This window comes from Streptomyces sp. NPDC047917 (genome assembly GCF_043204345.1).
In the GTDB taxonomy this organism is placed as follows: Bacteria; Actinomycetota; Actinomycetes; order Streptomycetales; family Streptomycetaceae; genus Streptomyces; species Streptomyces sanglieri.
Genome location: NZ_JBIDCA010000007.1, coordinates 239,905 through 258,846 on the forward strand (window position 1 = coordinate 239,905; position 18,942 = coordinate 258,846).

The 18,942-nt window shown below is 72.0% G+C and carries 16 protein-coding genes; 10 read left to right on the top strand and 6 right to left on the bottom strand.

The features are described from left to right. The first annotated feature begins 589 nt into the window (after window positions 1–589). The 4 genes from ACGF8B_RS18905 to ACGF8B_RS18920 all read left to right on the top strand — a co-directional run bounded on the left by ACGF8B_RS18905 (window position 590) and on the right by ACGF8B_RS18920 (window position 7,571). Window positions 590–1,525 carry a DUF3027 domain-containing protein gene (locus ACGF8B_RS18905; RefSeq protein ID WP_392739695.1) on the top strand — a complete coding sequence of 312 codons (936 nt, stop codon included), beginning with the start codon at window positions 590–592 and terminating at the stop codon, window positions 1,523–1,525. A gap of 823 nt (window positions 1,526–2,348) precedes the next feature. Further along, complete coding sequence (locus ACGF8B_RS18910) at window positions 2,349–5,558, top strand: sacsin N-terminal ATP-binding-like domain-containing protein (protein WP_392740128.1); 3,210 nt, start codon at window positions 2,349–2,351, stop codon at window positions 5,556–5,558. 177 nt (window positions 5,559–5,735) lie between these two features. Then, window positions 5,736–6,662 carry a hypothetical protein gene (locus ACGF8B_RS18915; protein ID WP_392739696.1) on the top strand — a complete coding sequence of 309 codons (927 nt, stop codon included), beginning with the start codon at window positions 5,736–5,738 and terminating at the stop codon, window positions 6,660–6,662. A gap of 135 nt (window positions 6,663–6,797) precedes the next feature. Beyond that, window positions 6,798–7,571, top strand: coding sequence for a DUF5707 domain-containing protein (locus tag ACGF8B_RS18920; RefSeq protein WP_392739698.1), 774 nt, complete (start codon window positions 6,798–6,800; stop codon window positions 7,569–7,571). A gap of 39 nt (window positions 7,572–7,610) precedes the next feature. Here ACGF8B_RS18920 and ACGF8B_RS18925 read toward each other — a convergent pair whose 3' ends face one another. Together ACGF8B_RS18925 and ACGF8B_RS18930 are read right to left on the bottom strand one after the other, a co-directional pair. Then, on the bottom strand, window positions 7,611–10,091 hold the full coding sequence (locus ACGF8B_RS18925) for an HAD-IC family P-type ATPase (protein WP_392739700.1): 2,481 nt from the start codon (window positions 10,089–10,091) through the stop codon (window positions 7,611–7,613). 144 nt (window positions 10,092–10,235) lie between these two features. After that, complete coding sequence (locus tag ACGF8B_RS18930) at window positions 10,236–10,508, bottom strand: DUF2530 domain-containing protein (protein WP_392739702.1); 273 nt, start codon at window positions 10,506–10,508, stop codon at window positions 10,236–10,238. 187 nt (window positions 10,509–10,695) lie between these two features. On the opposite strand from ACGF8B_RS18930, the gene ACGF8B_RS18935 reads away from it, so the two are divergent. Further along, window positions 10,696–12,150 (top strand): NCS2 family permease, encoded by a 1,455-nt coding sequence (locus tag ACGF8B_RS18935; protein ID WP_392739704.1) that lies wholly within the window; start codon window positions 10,696–10,698, stop codon window positions 12,148–12,150. On the opposite strand, the gene ACGF8B_RS18940 is transcribed toward ACGF8B_RS18935, so the two are convergent. Continuing rightward, window positions 12,143–12,358 (bottom strand): ribbon-helix-helix protein, CopG family, encoded by a 216-nt coding sequence (locus ACGF8B_RS18940; protein ID WP_342285898.1) that lies wholly within the window; start codon window positions 12,356–12,358, stop codon window positions 12,143–12,145. The genes ACGF8B_RS18935 and ACGF8B_RS18940 overlap by 8 nt on opposite strands. Window positions 12,359–12,503: 145 nt before the next feature. Here ACGF8B_RS18940 and ACGF8B_RS18945 point away from each other — a divergent pair, with 145 nt between their 5' ends. The 3 genes from ACGF8B_RS18945 to thpR all read left to right on the top strand — a co-directional run bounded on the left by ACGF8B_RS18945 (window position 12,504) and on the right by thpR (window position 15,130). Next, window positions 12,504–12,944, top strand: a complete 441-nt coding sequence (locus ACGF8B_RS18945) for a MarR family winged helix-turn-helix transcriptional regulator (protein ID WP_072485764.1) — start codon at window positions 12,504–12,506, stop codon at window positions 12,942–12,944. Window positions 12,945–13,039: 95 nt separating this feature from the next. Then, a complete protein-coding gene (locus ACGF8B_RS18950; RefSeq protein WP_392739707.1) occupies window positions 13,040–14,374 on the top strand; it encodes an MFS transporter in 1,335 nt (444 codons plus the stop codon). Window positions 14,375–14,554: 180 nt separating this feature from the next. Then, window positions 14,555–15,130: an RNA 2',3'-cyclic phosphodiesterase gene (thpR, locus tag ACGF8B_RS18955; protein ID WP_392739709.1), complete on the top strand. Its 576-nt coding sequence runs from the start codon at window positions 14,555–14,557 to the stop codon at window positions 15,128–15,130. Between the two features lie 139 nt (window positions 15,131–15,269). Here thpR and ACGF8B_RS18960 read toward each other — a convergent pair whose 3' ends face one another. Beyond that, on the bottom strand, window positions 15,270–15,605 hold the full coding sequence (locus ACGF8B_RS18960; RefSeq protein ID WP_392739711.1) for a hypothetical protein: 336 nt from the start codon (window positions 15,603–15,605) through the stop codon (window positions 15,270–15,272). 26 nt (window positions 15,606–15,631) lie between these two features. Continuing rightward, complete coding sequence (locus ACGF8B_RS18965; protein WP_392739713.1) at window positions 15,632–16,411, bottom strand: alpha/beta fold hydrolase; 780 nt, start codon at window positions 16,409–16,411, stop codon at window positions 15,632–15,634. An 87-nt stretch (window positions 16,412–16,498) separates the two neighbouring features. Here ACGF8B_RS18965 and ACGF8B_RS18970 point away from each other — a divergent pair, with 87 nt between their 5' ends. Beyond that, window positions 16,499–17,026 (top strand): PadR family transcriptional regulator, encoded by a 528-nt coding sequence (locus tag ACGF8B_RS18970; RefSeq protein ID WP_392739715.1) that lies wholly within the window; start codon window positions 16,499–16,501, stop codon window positions 17,024–17,026. Window positions 17,027–17,229: 203 nt separating this feature from the next. Here the strand turns inward: ACGF8B_RS18970 and ACGF8B_RS18975 are convergent, their stop codons facing one another. Beyond that, complete coding sequence (locus ACGF8B_RS18975; protein ID WP_392739717.1) at window positions 17,230–18,225, bottom strand: aldo/keto reductase; 996 nt, start codon at window positions 18,223–18,225, stop codon at window positions 17,230–17,232. Between the two features lie 94 nt (window positions 18,226–18,319). Between ACGF8B_RS18975 and ACGF8B_RS18980 the strand changes: the two genes are divergently transcribed. After that, window positions 18,320–18,832 (top strand): cupin domain-containing protein, encoded by a 513-nt coding sequence (locus ACGF8B_RS18980; RefSeq protein ID WP_392739719.1) that lies wholly within the window; start codon window positions 18,320–18,322, stop codon window positions 18,830–18,832. The last annotated feature ends 110 nt before the right edge of the window (window positions 18,833–18,942 follow it).

Genomic DNA, 18,942 nt, shown 5'->3' on the forward strand with positions numbered 1-18,942 from the left:
GGCATCGGCACGGGGCGCGGCGCGCTTGGCCCTGTCGGGTCAGCGATCCGCCCCGGCCGGACGGGGCGGGGGCGGCGGCCGGACGCGGGTTCCGGCGGGCGTTCTCTGTGAGCGGCGCGGGCGTCCCTCTGGGTTCCGGCGTTGTTCGGCACGGGTTCGGGCGGGTGTTTCCCGCAGGCGCCGGCGGGCGTTTCTCGCGGGTTCGGGCGGGTGTTTCTCGCGGGCGCCGGCGGGTGTTTCTCGCGGGTGACACGGTGCCGGGCACGGGGTTGTCCGCCACCTGATCCGGGGTTGTTCGATACCGGATCCGGCGTTGTTCGGCACAGGATCCGGCGTTGTTTGGGACGGGCAGGTGGGCGGGGGGCGGCGGAGAGGGTAGCGTGCGTAGCGCGCCACCGGCGGTTGTTCTCGGCCGCGCGCCTCTCGGCGATCCCGCAGAATGGGTTGCAGAAGGTGTGCCCGAGGCAGGCAGTAACGGGTGTGGACGTCGACGCGGCCCTCAGGTCCGCTCCGCCTCCACCCGTCATGGCCGAAATCGATGGATGTGCTGGCGCGCTCGTGAGACTGGCGTAGGAGAGAAGCGAGACCTGTGAGTGCTGCGACGACGCGAAGCCGTACGGCCCGTACCCCTGTTCCCGACCGTCTGTGCGCCGAGGCGGTAGACCTGGCCCGCGCGGCGGCCGAGGAGGCAGCCGCGCCGGGGGTCGTCGGTGAGCATGTGGCCGTGGTCTCCGAGGGGGACCGGGTCGTCACGCACTTCTTCGAGTGCAAGGAGCCCGGCTACCGGGGCTGGCGCTGGGCGGTGACGGTCGCCCGGGCCTCCCGCGCGAAGAACGTCACCCTCGACGAAACGGTGCTGCTGCCCGGCAGCGACGCGATCCTCGCCCCGGAGTGGGTGCCGTGGAGCGAGCGGCTGCGCCCCGGCGACATGGGACCGGGCGATCTGCTGCCCACCGAGGCGGACGACATCCGTCTGGAGCCCGGCTACACCGGTGAGGATGAGCCGCCGCCGAACTCCGCGGTCTCCGAGGTCTCCCAGGAGATCGCCGACCTCGTCGACGCGGAGGACGCGGAGCTGACGACCCGCCCCGCGACGACGAGCCGGGGCTCGATCGCGGCGGTCGCGGACGAGCTCGGCATGCGGCGGGCGCGGGTGCTGTCCCGGTACGGGCTGCATGCGGCGGCCGACCGGTGGGACGAGGAGTTCGGCGCGAAGACGCCGATGGCCCAGGCGGCTCCGGCCTCGTGTGTGACCTGCGCGTTCCTGGTGCCGTTGGCGGGCTCGCTGCGGCAGGCGTTCGGGGTGTGCGCGAACGAGTTCGGTCCGGCGGACGGGCGGGTCGTGTCGCTGTCCTACGGGTGCGGCGGGCACTCGGAGGCGGCGGTGATGCCGAAGCCGCCGAAGCCGGCGCCGCATGCGCTGGACACGATGCAGGTGGACGAGTACCGGTTGCGGCCGGCCCGGGACTCCGGCTCCGTCCCGGCGGAGGCGGACGCGCCCACGGAGGACCTCGGCCACTCGTAGGCGGCGGCCGGGGCGGTGGGGCTTCCCGCGGCGGGCGGGGTACGGGTTGCTCCGGCGGACCGGTTCCGTCCTCGATCGCCGGACGGGCTTGAGCGGGACGCCGGGTGCCCTGGCGAACCGCTCCGTCCTCAGTCGCCGGACGGGCTCGAATCGCCGGGCGGACTGAATCGCCGGACGGGCTTGATCCTGTCGCTCGTCCGGGGATTTTCTGCGGGCCCCGGTTCCGCCGACCGCCCGGGAATTCGCCGAGGGCTCGGATCCCGCCGCCCGGAGGCCCGATGATCTTCCGGCGGTCCGGGGTTCCCATGCCGGACTGAGGGGCTTGCGTCGGTCCGAGGGGGCTTACGCCGGTGCGAAGATCTTCCGGCGGTCCGAGAGGCTTGTGCCGGCCCGAGAATCTTCCGCACGTCCGAGGATCTTCCGTCCGTTCAGGCAGTCCGCAGCGGCCCTGCGAACGCGGGCCGGACGATCCGCGTCGGCCTGGCAGACCAGGGCCGGACGATCCGCGTCGGCCCACCGACCCCGGGCCGGGCGATCCGCTCCGGCCCCGGCCCGGCAAACCCGGCCCGTCCGGCGCTTGAGGACGGAACCCTTGCCGTGCAGGGCGGTGAGGCAACCCGTGGCCGAGCGGAAGGCAACGCCGAAGCCGACGCGGAAGCCAAGGCCGCAGGCAACGCCGAAGCCGAACGCGGAGTCCGAAGGCCCGAACCGGCCGATGCGCTGTCCGGCGGGCCCCGTCCGGTGCGAGGACCCGGTACCTTCGGGCGCACACTTGGCGGCACGGGCAGTGCGCTATCGGAAAGAGCGGAGTCAGAGCGTGAGCATGAATGCGACCGAGGGGGCCGATCCGTTCGGGACCGCACGGCTGCGGCGCGGTGTGCTCGACGCCTGGGGCGCCGGCCCCGCCAGGTTCCGCGAGGACGCCAACGCCGAGGAGGACCTGGCGCTCGGCGGCTACCGCGACCGGCTCGTCGTCGAGCTGGCGCAGAACGCCGCCGACGCCGCCGCCCGCGCCCGGGTCCCCGGCCGGCTCCGGCTCACCCTGCACCCGGCGACCCCGGACAACCCCGCCGTCCTTGCCGCCGCCAACACCGGCGCCCCGCTCGACGCCACCGGCGTGGAGTCGCTCTCCACGCTGCGTGCCTCCGCCAAGCGCGAAGGGCACGAAGGCGCCGTCGGCAGGTTCGGCGTCGGGTTCGCCGCCGTGCTCGCGGTGAGTGACGAGCCCGCCGTCGTCGGCCGGCACGGCGGTGTCCGCTGGTCGCTCGCCGAGGCCCGCGACCTCGCCGCCCGGACGGCCGTCGCCAGCCCCGGCCTCGGCGACGAACTGCGCCGCCGCGACGGTCACGTACCGCTGCTCCGGCTCCCGCTGCCCGCCGAGGGCACCGCACCCGACGGGTACGACACCGTCGTCGTCCTCCCGCTGCGCGACGGCGGCGCCGAGGACCTCGTGGCCCGGCTGCTCGACGCGGTCGACGACGCCCTGCTGCTCACCCTGCGCGGCCTCGAAGAGATCGTGATCGAGACCCCGGACACCGTACGGACGCTGCGCCGCTCCGAGCACGGCCCGTACACCCACGTCGAGGACTCCGCGCACGGTACGAACCGCTGGCGCACCGTCGCCCACCACGGCCCCGTGGAGCCCGCGCTGCTCGCCGACCGCCCCCGCGAGGAGCGGCTGCGCCCGCACTGGTCGGTCACCTGGGCGGTCCCGGTGGACGCGGAGGGCGCCCCGGTACGCCCCCGCACCCTCCCCGTCGTCCACGCCCCGACCCCCACCGACGAACCCCTCGGCATCCCCGCCCTGCTCATCGCCTCGCTGCCGCTGGACACCGCCCGCCGCCACTTCGCGCCGGGACCGCTCACCGACTTCCTGGTGCAGCGCGCCGCCGACGCGTACGCCGAACTGCTCGCCGGCTGGCAGCCGGTGTCCGTCGACACCATCGACCTCGTACCGGGACCGCTCGGCAAGGGCGAACTGGACGGGGCGCTGCGCGGCGCGATCCTGGAACGGCTGCCGCGCGTCGCGTTCCTGGCGCCCGCCGCCCCACGCGACACCACCGCCGCCGAGGCGGACCGGTGGGACACCTGGGACGTGCAGCCGGACGGCCTCCCCGCCCCGGCCACCACCGCGCTGCGGCCCATCGAGGCCGAGGTGCTGGAAGGCGTCGGCGCCGAGACCGTACGGGTGCTCGCCGAGGTCCTGCCGTGTCTGCTGCCCGCCGGACTGGAACGCCGCAGCGAGCTGCGTACGCTCCAGGTCGCCCGGGTCCCGCTGACCGAGGCGATCGACCGGCTCGCCGGTCTGGAGCGCGACCCCGGCTGGTGGCGGCGGCTGTACGACAGCCTCTCCGGCATCGACCCGGACCGCCTCTCCGGCCTGCCCGTACCGCTGGCCGGGACGGCGCAGGACGCGGGCTCCGGGGCCCCGGCGGTGCCCCGCACCACCATCGGGCCCCGCCAGGTGCTGCTGCCGCTGCCCGACACAGCTGCCGGGCCGGTGCTGGAACGCCTCGCCCGGCTCGGGCTGAAGGTCGCCCACCCGGACGCCGCCCATCCGCTGCTGGAGAAGCTGGGCGCCCTGCCCGCCACCCCGCGCGCCGTGCTGACGACCCCGCAGGTGCGGGCCGCCGTCGCCGGGTCGCTGGACGCTGGCGAGATCTGGGACGAGGACGCGCTGGACGGCGACGAGCTCGCCGAGACCGTGCTCACCCTCGTACGGGACGCCGATCTGGCACCCGGCGACGAGCCCTGGCTCGGCGCGCTGGCCCTCCCCGACGAGGACGGCGAACCGGCCCCCGCGGGCGAACTGGTGCTGCCCGCGAGCCCGTTCGCGGCCATCATGCGCGAGGGCGAACTGGCGCTCTGCGACCAGGAGCTGGCCGACCGCTGGGGCGAGCAGCCGCTCACCGCCTGCGGTGTCCTCGCCACCTTCGCCCTCGTGCGGACCACCGACGTGGTGCTGGACCCGGACGAACTGGAACCGCGCGAGGGAGACTTCGCCGAGCCCGACGACGCCGGGCTGCTGGACGCCGTGGACGTGTGGTGCGAGGACATCCTCGACCAGCTGCCCGACACCCCCGTGCCGCCGGTCGCCACCGAGATCGTCGCGGTCCGCGATCTGGACCTGGTCGACGACGACGCCTGGCCGCAGGCGCTCGCCATGCTCGCCCGGCCGCCGCTGCGCGACGCGCTGACCCAGCCGGTGCGGGTGCTGCTGCCGGACGGCACCACGCAGTCCGTCCGCCCGTACACGGCCTGGTGGCTGCGCGACCACCCGGTGCTCGACGGCCGCCGCCCCGCCGGACTGCGGGCCGCGGGCGGCGACCCCCGGCTGGCCGGGCTGTACGACTCCGCCGACGCCACCGGCTTCGACGACGCCCAGGTGCTGCGCGCCCTCGGCGTACGGACCTCCGTGGCCGCACTGCTCGACGAGCCCGGCGGCGCCGCCGAACTCCTCGGCCGGCTCGCGGACGACGAGCGTCCGGTCGGCCCCGTACAACTGCACTCGCTGTACACCGCGCTGGCCGACCTCGACCCGGAACAGGTCACGCTGCCGGACGAGCTGCGGGCCGTGGTCGACGGCGAGGTGCGGGTCGTCGACGCGGCGGACGCCGTGATCGCGGACGCCCCCGATCTGCTGCCGCTCACCGACGGCATCCCGCTGCTCCCGGTCGCCCCGACGCGCGCGGCGGAGCTGGCCGAACTGTTCCAGGTGCGCCGGCTCGGCGAGAGCGTCGAGGCGGAGGTGTCGACGGAGGGCGAGGAGCACCGGGTGCCGGACGCGGTGCGGGTGCTGCTCGGCGCCGGGACGCCGGACGCGTACGTCGAGCACGGCGAACTGCGCGCGGGCGGCGTCGAACTGGACTGGCGCCGCACCCCCGACGGCACGGTCCACGCCGCCACGCTGGAGGGCGTCGCGGCGGGCCTGGCCTGGGCGGCGGGCCAGTGGCCGCGCCGCTTCGAGGTCGCGGCGCTGCTGGAGGACCCGTCCCGGACGGAGGAGCTGGCCCGGGACCGCTGGTTCGACTGAGAGCCTCTACGCGTACCGGGGCCGAACGCGCGGGGAATTCGCGAGAAAACCCCAATGGCCGCACAACCCTTCACGTTTGAGGATGGTCTCGTCTGTGAAGCCACCAGGCTTCACAGACGATCTTGGCCCTGCGGGCGGTCAACCTCCGCGGGCCCTTCTCCAACTTGGGGAATGAACATGCGCATTCGTGCCACCGTGGCCGCCGTCAGCGGCGCCCTGGCTCTTTCCGCCCTCGTCGTACCGTCGGCCGCCCAGGCCGGCGACGCGCACGGCGCGACCGGCTCCGTCGCCGATGCCGCGCGTGCGGCCCAGTCCGGCTCCGCCGCGAAGTCCGGCGCGCGCTCCCTCGCGGCCGCGGACACCGTCGGCCGGCTCAACCTGGTCTTCTCCAAGTTCACGGTCAACGGCGGCAAGCCGATCGCCGTGGGCACCGCCGCCACGAAGATCGTGCCGACCACGTTCACCGTGACGCACGGCGCCGACGTGAACATCTTCGCCTCGGACTTCGAGCTCGGCGTGGGCCTCTACCGCGGTTCGTTCGACGCCCCGACGAACGAGCTGTACGGCGACACCGCCCCCACCTGCAAGAAGGTCTCCTCCACGGTCGCCACCTGCACCGGGCGGATCGCCGTCTCGCCCGTCTACGACCTGATCGGCAACGCCGACGCCACCACGTGGAAGGGACAGGGCTTCGCCGTCGACTACAACGGCGAGAACCGGAACGACCCCGACCCCTCCAAGCTCGGGTTCGCGCTCCAGGACAACCTGGGCAGCACCAGGGTCCAGCGCTTCTCGAAGCTGACCGTCAACGCCGCTCCGGAGCCCGTCAAGAAGGGCAGGACCATCACGGTCACCGGGAAGCTGTCGCGGGCCAACTTCGACGACCTGGCCTACCACGGCTACGCCACACAGGCCGTGAAGCTCCAGTTCCGCAAGAAGACCAGCTCCACGTACTCCACGGTCAAGACGATCAAGACGAGCAGCACCGGCACGCTGAAGACCACGGTCAAGGCCTCGGTCGACGGTTACTGGCGCTACAGCTTCGCCGGTACGGCCAGCACCCCGGCCGTCACCACCGCCGGTGACTTCGTCGACGTGAAGTAGTTCCACCCGGCACCGTCTCGGCCATCCGTGGCCACCCGTGAGCAGCGGGATCCCTCCGCGAGGGGTCCCGCTGCTCACGCATCCGTCCCGTGCGTTCCCGTCCGGCCTTCACGGCCTCAGTCCACGGAGAAAACCATGCGCTTTCGTGCCACCGTCGCCGCCGCCTCCGGCGCCCTGGTCCTGTCCGCCCTCGCCGTACCGGCGGCGCACGCGGCCTCGGCCGATCCCGTCCTGACCAAGATCACCGTCAACGGCGGCAAGGACGTGGTCCTGGGCACCACCGCCAAGAAGACCGTCACTGTGTCGGTGACCGCCTCGCACGCCTCCGGCATCGAGACCGGCTGGCTGATCCTGTGGCACGGCAAGGACCAGGACGAGGGCATGGACGGCGCGCTGCTGCCCAACGAGGACGACGCGACCTGCAAGGCCGCGAGCGCGACCACCAGCACCTGCTCCCTCACCATCACCATCGACCCCAGGGTCGACCTGTACAAGAACGCGCTGGCCGGCTCCTGGCACGTGCTCGCGGGCGCGGAGGCCAAGGACGGCTCCAGCTACTACTCGGACTACGCCGCCACGGCGAAGATCCAGCGGCTGTCGAAGCTGACGGTCAACGCCGCTCCGGAGCCGGTGAAGAAGGGCAAGACCATCACGGTGACCGGGAAGCTGTCGCGGGCGAACTGGGAGGACCACGCGTACCACGGCTACACCGGCCAGTCGGTGAAGCTCCAGTTCCGCAAGAAGACCAGCTCCACGTACTCCACGGTGAAGACGATCAGGACGAACAGCACCGGGAACCTGAAGACCACGGTCAAGGCCTCGGTCGACGGTTACTGGCGCTACAGCTTCGCGGGGACGTCCACCACCCCGGCCGTCACCACCGCCGGCGACTTCGTCGACGTGAAGTAACGGCAGGGCGGGGGACCCCGTACCGCGCGGGGAAGCGCCCTACACCGGGAAGCGTCGGCCGACCAGCCGCCAGGCGTACTCCAGGCCGGCCGACGCCACCACCGCGATGCCCACCGCCGCCCACGGCATCGTCGTCCCCACCAGCTTCAGCGCGAAGAAGTCCTGTAGCCACGGCACCACCAGCACGACCAGGAACGCCAGCCCCATCGCCGCCACCAGCGCGATACGCCACCAGGTGTACGGGCGGGCGATGATCGCCAGCACCCACATCGAGACCAGGAACAGCGTGAGCGTGGCCGCGCTGGTCTCGGCGTCGAGGGCGCCCGGACCGGAGTAGTGGCTCCGGGCGATCAGATACGTCGCGAAGGTGGCGACGGCCGCGATGACGCCCGACGGGATCGCGTACCGCATGACCCGGCGCACGAAGTGCGGATGGGCCCGCTCCGTGTTGGGGGCCAGGGCCAGGAAGAACGCCGGGATGCCGATGGTCAGCGTCGACAGCAGGGTCAGATGGCGCGGCAGGAACGGGTAGTCGACCTGCGTGCAGACCACCAGGACCGCCAGCAGCACCGAGTAGACGGTCTTGGTCAGGAACAGGGTGGCGACCCGGGTGATGTTGCCGATCACCCGGCGGCCCTCGGCGACCACGGACGGCAGCGTCGCGAAACTGTTGTTCAGCAGCACGATCTGGGCGACGGCCCGGGTCGCCTCGGAACCCGATCCCATGGCGACGCCGATGTCGGCGTCCTTCAGCGCGAGTACGTCGTTGACTCCGTCGCCGGTCATGGCGACGGTGTGGCCGCGGGACTGGAGGGCGGCGACCATGTCCCGCTTCTGCTGCGGGGTGACCCGGCCGAAGACCGCGTTCTCCTCCATGGCCGTGGCCATCTCGTCCGGGTCGGTGGGCATCCGGCGGGCGTCCAGGGTGTGCTCGGCGCCGGGCAGGCCCAGCTTCCCGGCGACCGCGCCGACGGAGACCGCGTTGTCACCGGAGATGACCTTCGCCGCGACCCGCTGGTCGTCGAAGTAGGCCAGGGTCGCCGCGGCGTCGGGCCGCAGCCGCTGCTCCAGGACGACCAGCGCGTTCGGTACCGCCCCGGCGGCGATGTCCGGCCCGTCGAGCGCCCCCTGCGCGCGGGCCAGCAGCAGCACCCGCAGGCCCTGCTTGTTGAGCTGCTCGATCTCGGTGAGCGCCGGGTCCTGCTCGGGCAGCAGCACATCGGGGGCGCCGAGCAGCCAGGACGACTCCCGGCCGCCGCCCTCGTCGAACGCGGCGCCGCTGTACTTACGGGCCGAGGAGAACGGCAGCGTCCGGGTGCACAGCCACTTCTCGCCGTCCGGGTAGGCGTCCACGATGGCCTGGAGGCTGGCGTTGGGCCGGGGGTCGGAGGAGCCGAGGGCACCCAGCACGTTCCGGACGTACGCGTCGTCCGCCCCGCCCAGCATCCGGACCTCGGTGACGTCCATGCCGCCCTCGGTGAGGGTGCCGGTCTTGTCCAGGCAGACGACGTCGACGCGGGCCAACCCCTCGATGGCGGGGAGCTCCTGCACCAGGCACTGCTTGCGGCCGAGCCGTACGACGCCGATCGCGAACGCGACCGAGGTGAGCAGCACCAGGCCCTCGGGGATCATCGGGACGATGCCGCCGACGGTCCGGGCGATCGACCCCTTGAGGTCGTTGTCGTTGACGACGAGCTGGCTGATGACCAGGCCGATCGCGGTCGGCACCATCATCCAGGTGACGTACTTGAGGATGGTGGAGATGCCGGTGCGCAGCTCGGACTGGACGAGGGTGAAGCGGGACGCCTCCTCGGCGAGCTGGGCGGCGTAGGCCTCCCGGCCGACCTTGGTGGCGGTGAAGGCGCCGCCGCCGGCGACCACGAAGCTGCCGGACATCACGGGGTCGCCGGGCCGTTTCAGTACCGGGTCGGCCTCGCCGGTGAGCAGCGACTCGTCGATCTCCAGGCTGTCGGCCTCGGCGACCGTGCCGTCCACGACGGCCTTGTCGCCGGGGCCCAGCTCGACGAGGTCGCCGAGGACGATCTCGGAGGTGGAGATCTCGGCCGCGACCCCGTCGCGGCGCACCGTGGGTTTCGCCTCGCCGATGACCGCGAGGCTGTCCAGGGTCTTCTTGGCCCGCCACTCCTGGACGATGCCGATGCCGGTGTTGGCGATGATCACGAAGCCGAAGAGGCTGTCCTGGATCGGCGCGACGAACAGCATGATCAGCCAGAGCACGCCGATGATCAGGTTGAACCGGGTGAAGACGTTGGCGCGGACGATCTCGCGGACGGAACGGGACGAGCGGACGGGTACGTCGTTGACCTCGCCGCGGGCGATCCGCTCGGCGACCTCGGCGGCGGTCAGCCCGCGTGGGTCCACGGCCGGGGCGGGCAATTTGACCGGGTGGACCGGATCGAGCTCGGCTCCGGCGTCGATCATGGCCGAGCCCGGATGGCCGGTGGAACCGCTTGCTTCGGGGGACTGCTCGCCGAAGGAATGGGATGCCCGCTGCGTCATGGTTCCGACGGTACGGGTGGATGGTCCGATTCACCCACTGGGCGGTCCGAAGATCAGACCGGAGGAGGAGGGTAATGGTCCTGAGGTGGTACGGGTCCGGTGCCGGATCCCTAGGGCCTCCCGTCCGGATCCGGGCGGAAGACCCTAGAGGCTGTCGGGCGACGCCTCGGCCGCGGCCGCCGCGCGCTTGATCGCCGCGTCGCGCCCCCGTACGTACCAGATGCCGATCAGGCCGAGCCCCGCGCCGGCCAGGCAGGTCCACACCCACCACAGATGTCCGTGGTCGTCGAACCAGCCGTAGAAGGGGATCTGGACCAGGAAGAGGACGAACCAGAGGATCGTGCCGCCGGTGATGGTGGCGACGACGGGCCCCTCCAGGGGCTCGGGTGCCTCGTGCTTCGGTGTCCACTTCGCCATGGACTCAGTGTATGGGGCCCCTGTACGAAGGGCGTCCGGGCCAGGTGGCCCAAGGGTCTACGCGCGGAGATAGCGATCTTCGCCTTATGTATTCATACTGAATCTGCTTAAGACTGACTCGAATTGTTCGTGTGAAAGTCCAAAGCTGACCACTTTCTTCCCCCTCTACGTACGACTGAGGTCATACATGTCCCCCTCGGCCACCGCTCCGGTCGATGCCCAGCAGCCTGCGGCCCCCCAGCCGCGCGGCGGCGTGGATCGTTTCTTCAGGATCTCCGAGCGGGGGTCGTCGGTCGCCCGCGAGATCCGTGGCGGATTCGCCACGTTCTTCGCGATGGCGTACATCATCGTGCTGAACCCGATCATTCTCGGCAGCGCCAAGGACATGTACGGACATCAGCTCGACGGTGGCCAGCTGGTCACCGCCACCGTGCTGACCGCCGCGTTCTCCACGCTCCTGATGGGTGTCATCGGCAATGTGCCGATCGCGCTGGCGGCCGGCCTCGGTGTCAACACCGTCGTCGCCCTCCAGCTCGCCCCCCGGATGAGCTGGCCGGACGCCATGGGCATGGTCGTCCTCGCGGGCATCGTGGTGATGCTGCTGGTCGCGACCGGGCTGCGGGAACGCGTGATGCACGCCGTGCCGACGTCGCTCCGCAAGGGCATCGCGATCGGCATCGGCCTCTTCATCCTGCTCATCGGCCTGGTCGACTCGGGCTTCGTCTCCCGCGTCCCGGACGCCGCGCACACCACCGTGCCGCTCCAGCTCGGCAGCGACGGCCACCTCAACGGCTGGCCGGTCCTGGTCTTCATCATCGGCGCGCTGCTCACCCTCGCGCTGATCGTCCGCAAGGTGCCGGGCGCGATCCTGATCTCCATCGTCGCGATGACGGTCGTCGCGATGATCATCGACGTGATCGCCGATCTGCCGGCCGGGGCGTGGGGCCTGACCGTCCCGCAGTGGCCGGGCAACCCGGTCGCCACTCCGGACTTCGGGCTGTTCGGTCAGGCCAGTCTGTTCGGCGGCTTCAGCAAGGTCGGCGTGCTCACCGGCATCCTGTTCGTCTTCACCGTGCTGCTGTCCTGCTTCTTCGACGCGATGGGCACGATCCTCGGGGTCGGCGACGAGGCGAATCTGACGGACAAGGACGGCAACTTCCCCGGCATCAACAGGGTGCTGTTCGTGGACGGCATCGCGGTCGCCGCGGGCGGCGGGACCTCCGCCTCCGCGGGCACCTGCTTCGTGGAGTCCACGGCGGGTGTCGGCGAGGGCGCCCGCACCGGCTTCGCGAGCATCGTGACGGGTCTGCTGTTCACGGTGGCGCTGTTCCTGACACCGCTGGCGACCATGGTCCCGTCGCAGGCGGCCACCCCGGCGCTGCTGGCGGTGGGCTTCCTGATCATCTCGGGCTCGGTGCGGGACATCGACTGGAGCGACTACACGCTCGCCATCCCGGCCTTCCTCGCCATGCTGATGATGCCGCTCACGTACTCGATCACCAACGGCATCGGCATCGGCTTCATCGCCTTCTCCGTGCTGCGCGTGGTGGCCGGGCGCTGGCGCGAGGTGCCGGTGCCCATGTACGTGGTCTCCGCGGTCTTCGTCTTCTACTACGCGATGCCGGCCCTCGGTCTCACGTGACCTCTCCGGCTCTGATCCCCGCGGTCCCCTCCGGGCCGTAGAACCTCTCCGTCTCGTCGACGGCCGCCTTGAAGCGCTCGTCGAAATCATCGCGAATGAGCGTCCGGACCACATAGTCCTGGACGCTCATTCCGCGTTTGGCGGCATGCTGCCGGAGCCGGTCGAGCAGCTCACCGTCTATCCGCAGGCTGAGCACAGTCGATCCCATGGCAAGCAGGGTTACGGCCCAGCGGGTCGGTTCGCGTCACTTTACGGATCCGACTCACTCGTTCGGGTGACCGATTGGGTGAAGTGCCTCTCGCGCGTGTAACACGAATGGTCTTTAGGACGACTAATGAGTTACGCTAATAAACATGCCTGACCTGATCCACGACGGCGACAGTGCCGCCGCCGTGAGCTCCCTTCGCTCCGCCGTGATGCTGCTCAGCCGGCGCCTCAAGCACCAGCGCGTCGACGAGTCGCTGAGCCCCACCGAGATGTCGGTGCTCGGCACGCTCGCCAGGTGCGGCTCGGCCACGCCGGGCGAGCTGGCCCGCAAGGAGCATGTGCAGCCTCCGTCGATGACCCGCATCGTCGCGCTGCTGGAAGCGAAGGGGCTGGTCAGACTGGAACCGCACCCCGATGACCGTCGCCAGAAGGTGGTCAGCCAGACCGAGCAGGCCGAAGCCATGCTCGAAGAGAGCCGCTCCAAGCGGAACGCCTGGCTGACCGCCCTCGCCGAGGGCCTGGACGAGGACGAGTGGGAGACGCTGCGCAAGGCGGCGCCCGTGCTGGAGAAGCTCGCTCACCTGTAGCGGTACGGGCCGCGCCGGACCGAGTCCGGCGCACCGCCCGCCCCGCCGCACCCCGTCAGTCAGCGAAACGTATACGCCCGAGGAGGCGAACCCTTTTGAGTACGGGATCCGGAGCAGACTCCGCCCCCGCACCGACTTCCACCCACGAGAGCAAGCCCGGCGGGACCTTCTCGTCGCTGAAGATCCGTAACTACCGCCTGTTCGCCACGGGCGCCGTGATCTCCAACACCGGTACCTGGATGTCCCGCATCACGCAGGACTGGCTCGTCCTGAGCCTCACCGGGTCCGCCGCCGCCGTCGGTATCACCACGGCGCTCCAGTTCCTCCCGATGCTTCTGTTCGGCCTCTACGGTGGTGTCATCGCGGACCGCCTCCCGAAGCGGAAGCTCCTCCTCTTCAGCCAGGCGGCGCTCGGCCTCTGCGGGATCGCCCTCGCGGTGCTCACGCTCTCCGGTGTCGTCCAGGTGTGGCACGTCTACCTCATCGCGTTCCTGCTCGGCATGGTGACGGTCGTCGACAACCCGGCCCGCCAGTCGTTCGTGTCCGAGATGGTCGGCCCCGCCCAGCTGCGCAACGCGGTCAGTCTCAACTCGGCGAACTTCCAGTCCGCCCGGCTCATCGGCCCGGCCGTCGCCGGTGTCCTGATCACCACGGTCGGCAGCGGCTGGGCCTTCATGTTCAACGGCCTGTCGTTCGCCGCCCCGCTCGTCGGCCTGATGCTGATGCGCACGAACGAGCTGCACAAGGCCACCGTCGTACCGCGCGCCAAGGGACAGCTGCGGGAGGGCCTGCGTTACGTCTCCGGCCGCCCCGAGCTGATCTGGCCCATCGTCCTGGTCGGCTTCGTCGGCACGTTCGGGTTCAACTTCCCGATCTGGCTGACCGCCTTCGCCGACGAGATCTTCCACGGCGGCGCCGGGATGTACTCCTTCTTCAACATCCTGATGGCGGCCGGCTCCCTGGCCGGTGCCCTGCTCGCCGCCCGTCGCCGCTCCTCCCGGCTGCGGATGCTGGTGGCCGCGGGCACGGCGTTCGGCGTGCTGGAGATCATCGCGTCGCTGTCCCCGTCCGTCTGGCTCTTCTCGATCCTGCTGGTTCCGATCGGCATGATCGGCCTGACGACCAACATCAGCGCGAACACCAGCGTCCAGATGGCCGCCGACCCGGCCATGCGGGGCCGGGTCATGAGCCTGTACATGATGGTCTTCGCCGGTGGTACGCCGGTGGGCGCCCCGATCGTCGGCTGGATCAGCGACGCCTACGGGGTCCGTACCGGCATGGCCGTCGGCGGCGCGTTCTCGCTGCTGGCCGCACTCGGCGTCGGCCTGATGCTGGCCCGCGTCGGCGGACTGCGCCTGCGCGTCGACCTCCGTCCGGGCCGCCCGCACCTGCGGTTCGTCCCGCGCGAGGAGCTGGCCACGGCGGCGTGAGCACCACCCCGTGACGCACGGGAGACGGCCCCGACCGGGTGGGTGACGGTCGGGGCCGTGCCGTGTGCCGAGGAGGAGGGCGGAGCCGTCCCGGGGCGGTGCGACACGCGGCGCATGAGCCGTCCCGGGACGGTGACACTCGGCGCATGAGCCGCCCCGGGGCGGTGCGACACTCGGCGCATGAGCCGTCTCAGACTCTTCGTCGCCGTGCTGCCGCCCGCCCCCGCCGTCGAGGAACTGCGCCGCGCCGTCGCCCCGCTGCACGCGCTCCCCCAGGCCGAGGGGCTGCGCTGGACCGGGGTGCCCGGCTGGCACTTCACGCTGGCGTTCCTCGGGGCCGTGGGCGAGGAGCTGCTGCCCGAGCTGGAGGAGCGCCTCGCTCGGGCCGCCCGGCGCACCGAGCCGTTCCCGCTGCGCGTCCACGGGGCCGGCCGGTTCGGCGGGCGGGCGCTGTGGGCGGGGGCCGCGGGGGCGCTGGACACGTTGCGGCTGCTCGCCGAGCGCGCCGACGCCGCCGCCCGCCGCACCGGCATCCCGATGGACGAGCACCGCCGCTACCACCCGCACCTCACCCTCGCCCGCAGCCGCCGCGCCGAGACCGACCTGCGCCCCTGCGTCGAGGCGCTCGGCGGCTTCGAGGGCACCGGGTGGGAGGTCGGCGAGATGGCCCTGGTGCGGAGCGATCTGCCGGACAGCGGGGTGCCGGGTGAGCAGCCCGGGTACGAGGTGGTCGCATCCTGGTCGCTGGGGCACTGAGGGCGGCGGTTACGCTCGAAGGGTGGACCCGAAGACCAGAAACCGCATCATGGCGGCCGTGCTCGTGCTGATGTTCGTCGTCGTCGCCGTGGCGGCCGCCGTCGGGGCGTGACCGGCGGGCGGCCCGACCGGACGGGTCTCAGCGGCGGCGCAGCCGGCCGAACCGGCGCCGCAGCCCCCGCAGCGGCCTGCGCGCGGGCGCTCGCCCACGGCGTACGCCTCCCGCGTCCGGCGACGGTGGCCGCCATGCGCCGTCCGGCGAGAGGACCGGCACCCGGCGCTCCGCCTGCGCCCGGATCTCGTGGTACGCCTGATGGGCGGTGCCCTGGTACGCCTCGTTGTACGAGGCCAGCGCGGCGCTCAGGGCCGAGCCCGCGACCCCGCGCCGACGGGCGAGGACCGCGAGCCAGGTGAAGAAGCCCATGACCACGGCCAGGGCCGCGACCATGATCAGGAACGGCACGACTTCGTCCATGCGGCGAGCATAGGACCGCTCCGCGCTCATCGGACAGTGAGCGCCGCCGCCGTCTCCCGGGCGAACGCCTCCGGGTTGTCCAGCATGATGTTGTGCCCGCAGTCCGGGACCGCCACGACGCGTACCCCGTGCTCGACGAGCACGCTCTCGCCGGGCAGCGGGCCGTCCGCCGCAGGGCGCAGGAACGTGCGCGGGATCTTCAGGCCGAGCAGCAGCTCGCGCATGGCCGGCGTCGTCCCGGCGGCGAGGTGCACCGCGCTGCGGTGCAGTGCCTCGCGGCCCGCCAGCCGCATGGTCGCCCACCAGTGCGGCCCGACCCGGTCATGCACCTCGGACCAGCCGTGCGCCAGGAACTCCTCCTCCGAGTACGCCGCGATGCCGCTGCTGCCCGGCCGGGCGGGGCCGGGCGGGGCAGGGTCCAGATTGGCGTCGACCAGGACCAGCCGGGCCACCAGGTGCGGATGGCGCGCCGCGAGCACGATGGCCACCGCGCCGCCCATGCTGTGCGCGATCACGTCGGTGTCGTGTGCCCCGGCCGCCTCCAGTGCCGCCGCCACCGCGTCGGCGTGCTCCTCCAGCGTGTAGCCGAACTCCGTGGGGCGGTCGCTGATCCCGAAGCCGAGCAGGTCCATGAGCAGCGAGCGGCTGTCCGCCAGCAGCGGGTGGGCGGCGCTCGCGGTGAAGTACGGGCCGGACGAGGCCCCGAGCCCGTGCACATAGACCCGGGTCCGGGCGCCGCCGGACCGGCCGGGCAGCTCCACCCACCTGATACGCGCGCCGTCCGCCGTCACCCGGGCATGCTGCATGACTCCTCCTCCGCTCGCTCTTCAACCATCGGCGAGACTATACATCGATGCCGAGGTATATCTGGAGGCATCGGAGAGGATACGCACATGCTGGAACTGGCCATCCTTGGATTTCTGTACGAGCAACCGCTGCACGGCTACGAGCTGAAGCGCCGGGTAGCCCACCTCACCGGGCACGTCCGCCCCATCGCGGACGGCACGCTGTATCCGGCGATCAAGCGCCTGGAGCGCGCCGGATGGCTGGAGCGCCGCACCGAACCCGGCAGCAGGGCCGCCCCCCGCCACACCCTCACGCTGACCGGCCCGGGCCGCGAGGAGCTGCGGCGACGGCTGCGGGAGGCCGGCGAGGTGGACATCAGCGACGAGAACCGCTGGTTCACCGTCCTCGCCTTCCTCCGCCACCTCTCGTCCCCGGCCGAACAGGCGGACGTGCTGCGGCGCCGGCTCGCGTTCCTGGAGGAGCCGAGCAGCTTCTTCTACGAGGGGGAACGGCCGCTGGGCGCCGAGTCGTTCGACGACCCGTTCCGGCGCGGGCTGCTGAGGATCGCCCGCGCGACCAGCGAGGCGGAGCTGGACTGGCTGGCGGCGACGCTGGAGGAACTCGACGCGTCCTGAACCGGGGCGTGCGGGAGGGCCGCCGCCGCCCGCCGGAGGGCCGCCGCCGCCCCGCCGGAAGGCAGTGCGGCAGCGACCCGTCAGACGGCCCTCACGGGCAGCCGCTCACGGGCAGGTCCTCACAGGCAGGTCCTCACGGGCGGCCGCTCACGGGCAGGCCCTCACGGGCAGGTCGGCGCGAGGTGGTCTTCGTGAGCGGGTCCTCACCAGGCGAACGCCTCCGGCGAAGGACCGGGCCCCGGGAAGATCCTGTCCAGCGACGCCAGCAGCTCCGCCGAGAGGTCGAGCTCCAGCGCCCGCAGCGCCGAGTCCAGCTGCTCCCGGTTGCGCGGCCCGACGATCGGCCCCGTCACCCCCGGCCTGGTGAGCAGCCAGGCCAGACCGACCTCGCCCGGCTCCAGGGCGTGCTCGTCGAGCAGGTCCTCGTAAGCCTGGATCTTCTCGCGCTGCGCCGAGTCCTTCAGCGCGTCCGCGCTGCGGCCGGAGGCCGACCGCCCGGCCGTGCCCTCGCGCTCCTTCCGGAGCACACCGCCCAGCAGCCCGCCGTGCAGCGGGGACCACGGGATGACGCCGAGGCCGTAGTCCTGCGCGGCCGGGATGACCTCCATCTCGGCACGGCGCTCGATCAGGTTGTAGATGCACTGCTCGCTGACCAGACCCAACGAGCCGCGCCGGGCGGCCAGTTCATTGGCCTGGGCGATCTTGTAGCCGGCGAAGTTCGACGAGCCCGCGTACAGGATCTTGCCCTGCTGGACCAGGACGTCGATCGCCTGCCAGATCTCCTCGAAGGGGGTGTTCCGGTCGACGTGGTGGAACTGGTAGAGGTCGATGTGGTCCGTCTGGAGCCGCTTCAGCGAGGCATCGACGGAGCGCCGGATGTTCACGGCCGAGAGCTTGTCGTGATTGGGCCAGGGCTCGCCGTCCGCGCCCATGTTCCCGTACATCTTGGTGGCCAGGACCACCTTGTCGCGCCGTTCGCCGCCCTTGGCGAACCAGGTGCCGATGATCTCCTCGGTGCGGCCCTTGTTCTCGCCCCAGCCGTACACGTTCGCGGTGTCGAAGAAGTTCAGCCCCGTGTCCAGCGCCGCGTCCATGATGGCGTGGCTGTCCACCTCATTGGTCTGCGGGCCGAAGTTCATCGTGCCGAGGACGAGGCGGCTGACCTTGAGTCCGGTGCGTCCGAGCTGTGTGTACTCCATGGGAATCAACCCAACGCCTTCGAGTCCGCTCGAAGCAAGGACGACCGGATGATGTCGACGCCGGCGGCCCTCGGTCTGCGCGTAGCCTGGCGTCGTGAACTCCGTACCGCGTGTTCTTGCCGTACTCGACGAGCTGCTCCGCGGCGCGACCCGCGAGGACCGCGGCGCGCTGTGGCAACTGGCCGAGCGGGGGCGGGAGCTGGATGCCAACCTGGTACGTCTGCCGCCGGGCGGCTCGGTCGGTGCGCATCAGGAGGACGTGCTGGACGTGCTTCTGGTCGCCGTCGCGGGCGACGGCCGGATCGAGGCGGGGGACGATTCGCTGGAGTTGACCCCCGGCACCGTCGCCTGGCTGCCCCGGACCTCCCGCCGCGCCCTCGCGGCCGGCCCGGACGGCGTCGCCTACCTGACCGTCCACCGCCGCCGCCCCGGCCTCACCATCAAACCCCCGGCCCCGGCCGTGCCCGCGCCGGTGCGCGCTCCGGCGTACGAGGGCGGCGAGGCGCCCTGCATGCTGGACCTGGTCTGCCCGGCGTGCGGCCGGCTCTCGCAGGACCCGGAGCCGGTGTTCTGCAGCCGGTGCGGGGAGCGGTTCGCGGAGGGGTGAGCGGCAGGGAGGCGGAGAGGGCGCGGCGGTAGCGCGGAAAGGGCGCGACGGTAGCGCGGCGGGGGAGTGGCGGGAGCGCGGCGAGGAGCGGCGGGGGCCGGATCGCCGGT

Coding starts and splice junctions, on each gene's coding strand:
- ACGF8B_RS18910 (WP_392740128.1), top strand. CDS start 2,349: ATGAATGCGACCGAGGGGGCCGATCCGTTCGGGACCGCACGGCTGCGG.
- ACGF8B_RS18915 (WP_392739696.1), top strand. CDS start 5,736: ATGCGCATTCGTGCCACCGTGGCCGCCGTCAGCGGCGCCCTGGCTCTT.
- ACGF8B_RS18920 (WP_392739698.1), top strand. CDS start 6,798: ATGCGCTTTCGTGCCACCGTCGCCGCCGCCTCCGGCGCCCTGGTCCTG.
- ACGF8B_RS18925 (WP_392739700.1), bottom strand. CDS start 10,091: ATGACGCAGCGGGCATCCCATTCCTTCGGCGAGCAGTCCCCCGAAGCA.
- ACGF8B_RS18930 (WP_392739702.1), bottom strand. CDS start 10,508: ATGGCGAAGTGGACACCGAAGCACGAGGCACCCGAGCCCCTGGAGGGG.
- ACGF8B_RS18935 (WP_392739704.1), top strand. CDS start 10,696: ATGTCCCCCTCGGCCACCGCTCCGGTCGATGCCCAGCAGCCTGCGGCC.
- ACGF8B_RS18940 (WP_342285898.1), bottom strand. CDS start 12,358: ATGGGATCGACTGTGCTCAGCCTGCGGATAGACGGTGAGCTGCTCGAC.
- ACGF8B_RS18945 (WP_072485764.1), top strand. CDS start 12,504: ATGCCTGACCTGATCCACGACGGCGACAGTGCCGCCGCCGTGAGCTCC.
- thpR (WP_392739709.1), top strand. CDS start 14,555: ATGAGCCGTCTCAGACTCTTCGTCGCCGTGCTGCCGCCCGCCCCCGCC.
- ACGF8B_RS18960 (WP_392739711.1), bottom strand. CDS start 15,605: ATGGACGAAGTCGTGCCGTTCCTGATCATGGTCGCGGCCCTGGCCGTG.
- ACGF8B_RS18965 (WP_392739713.1), bottom strand. CDS start 16,411: ATGCAGCATGCCCGGGTGACGGCGGACGGCGCGCGTATCAGGTGGGTG.
- ACGF8B_RS18970 (WP_392739715.1), top strand. CDS start 16,499: ATGCTGGAACTGGCCATCCTTGGATTTCTGTACGAGCAACCGCTGCAC.
- ACGF8B_RS18975 (WP_392739717.1), bottom strand. CDS start 18,225: ATGGAGTACACACAGCTCGGACGCACCGGACTCAAGGTCAGCCGCCTC.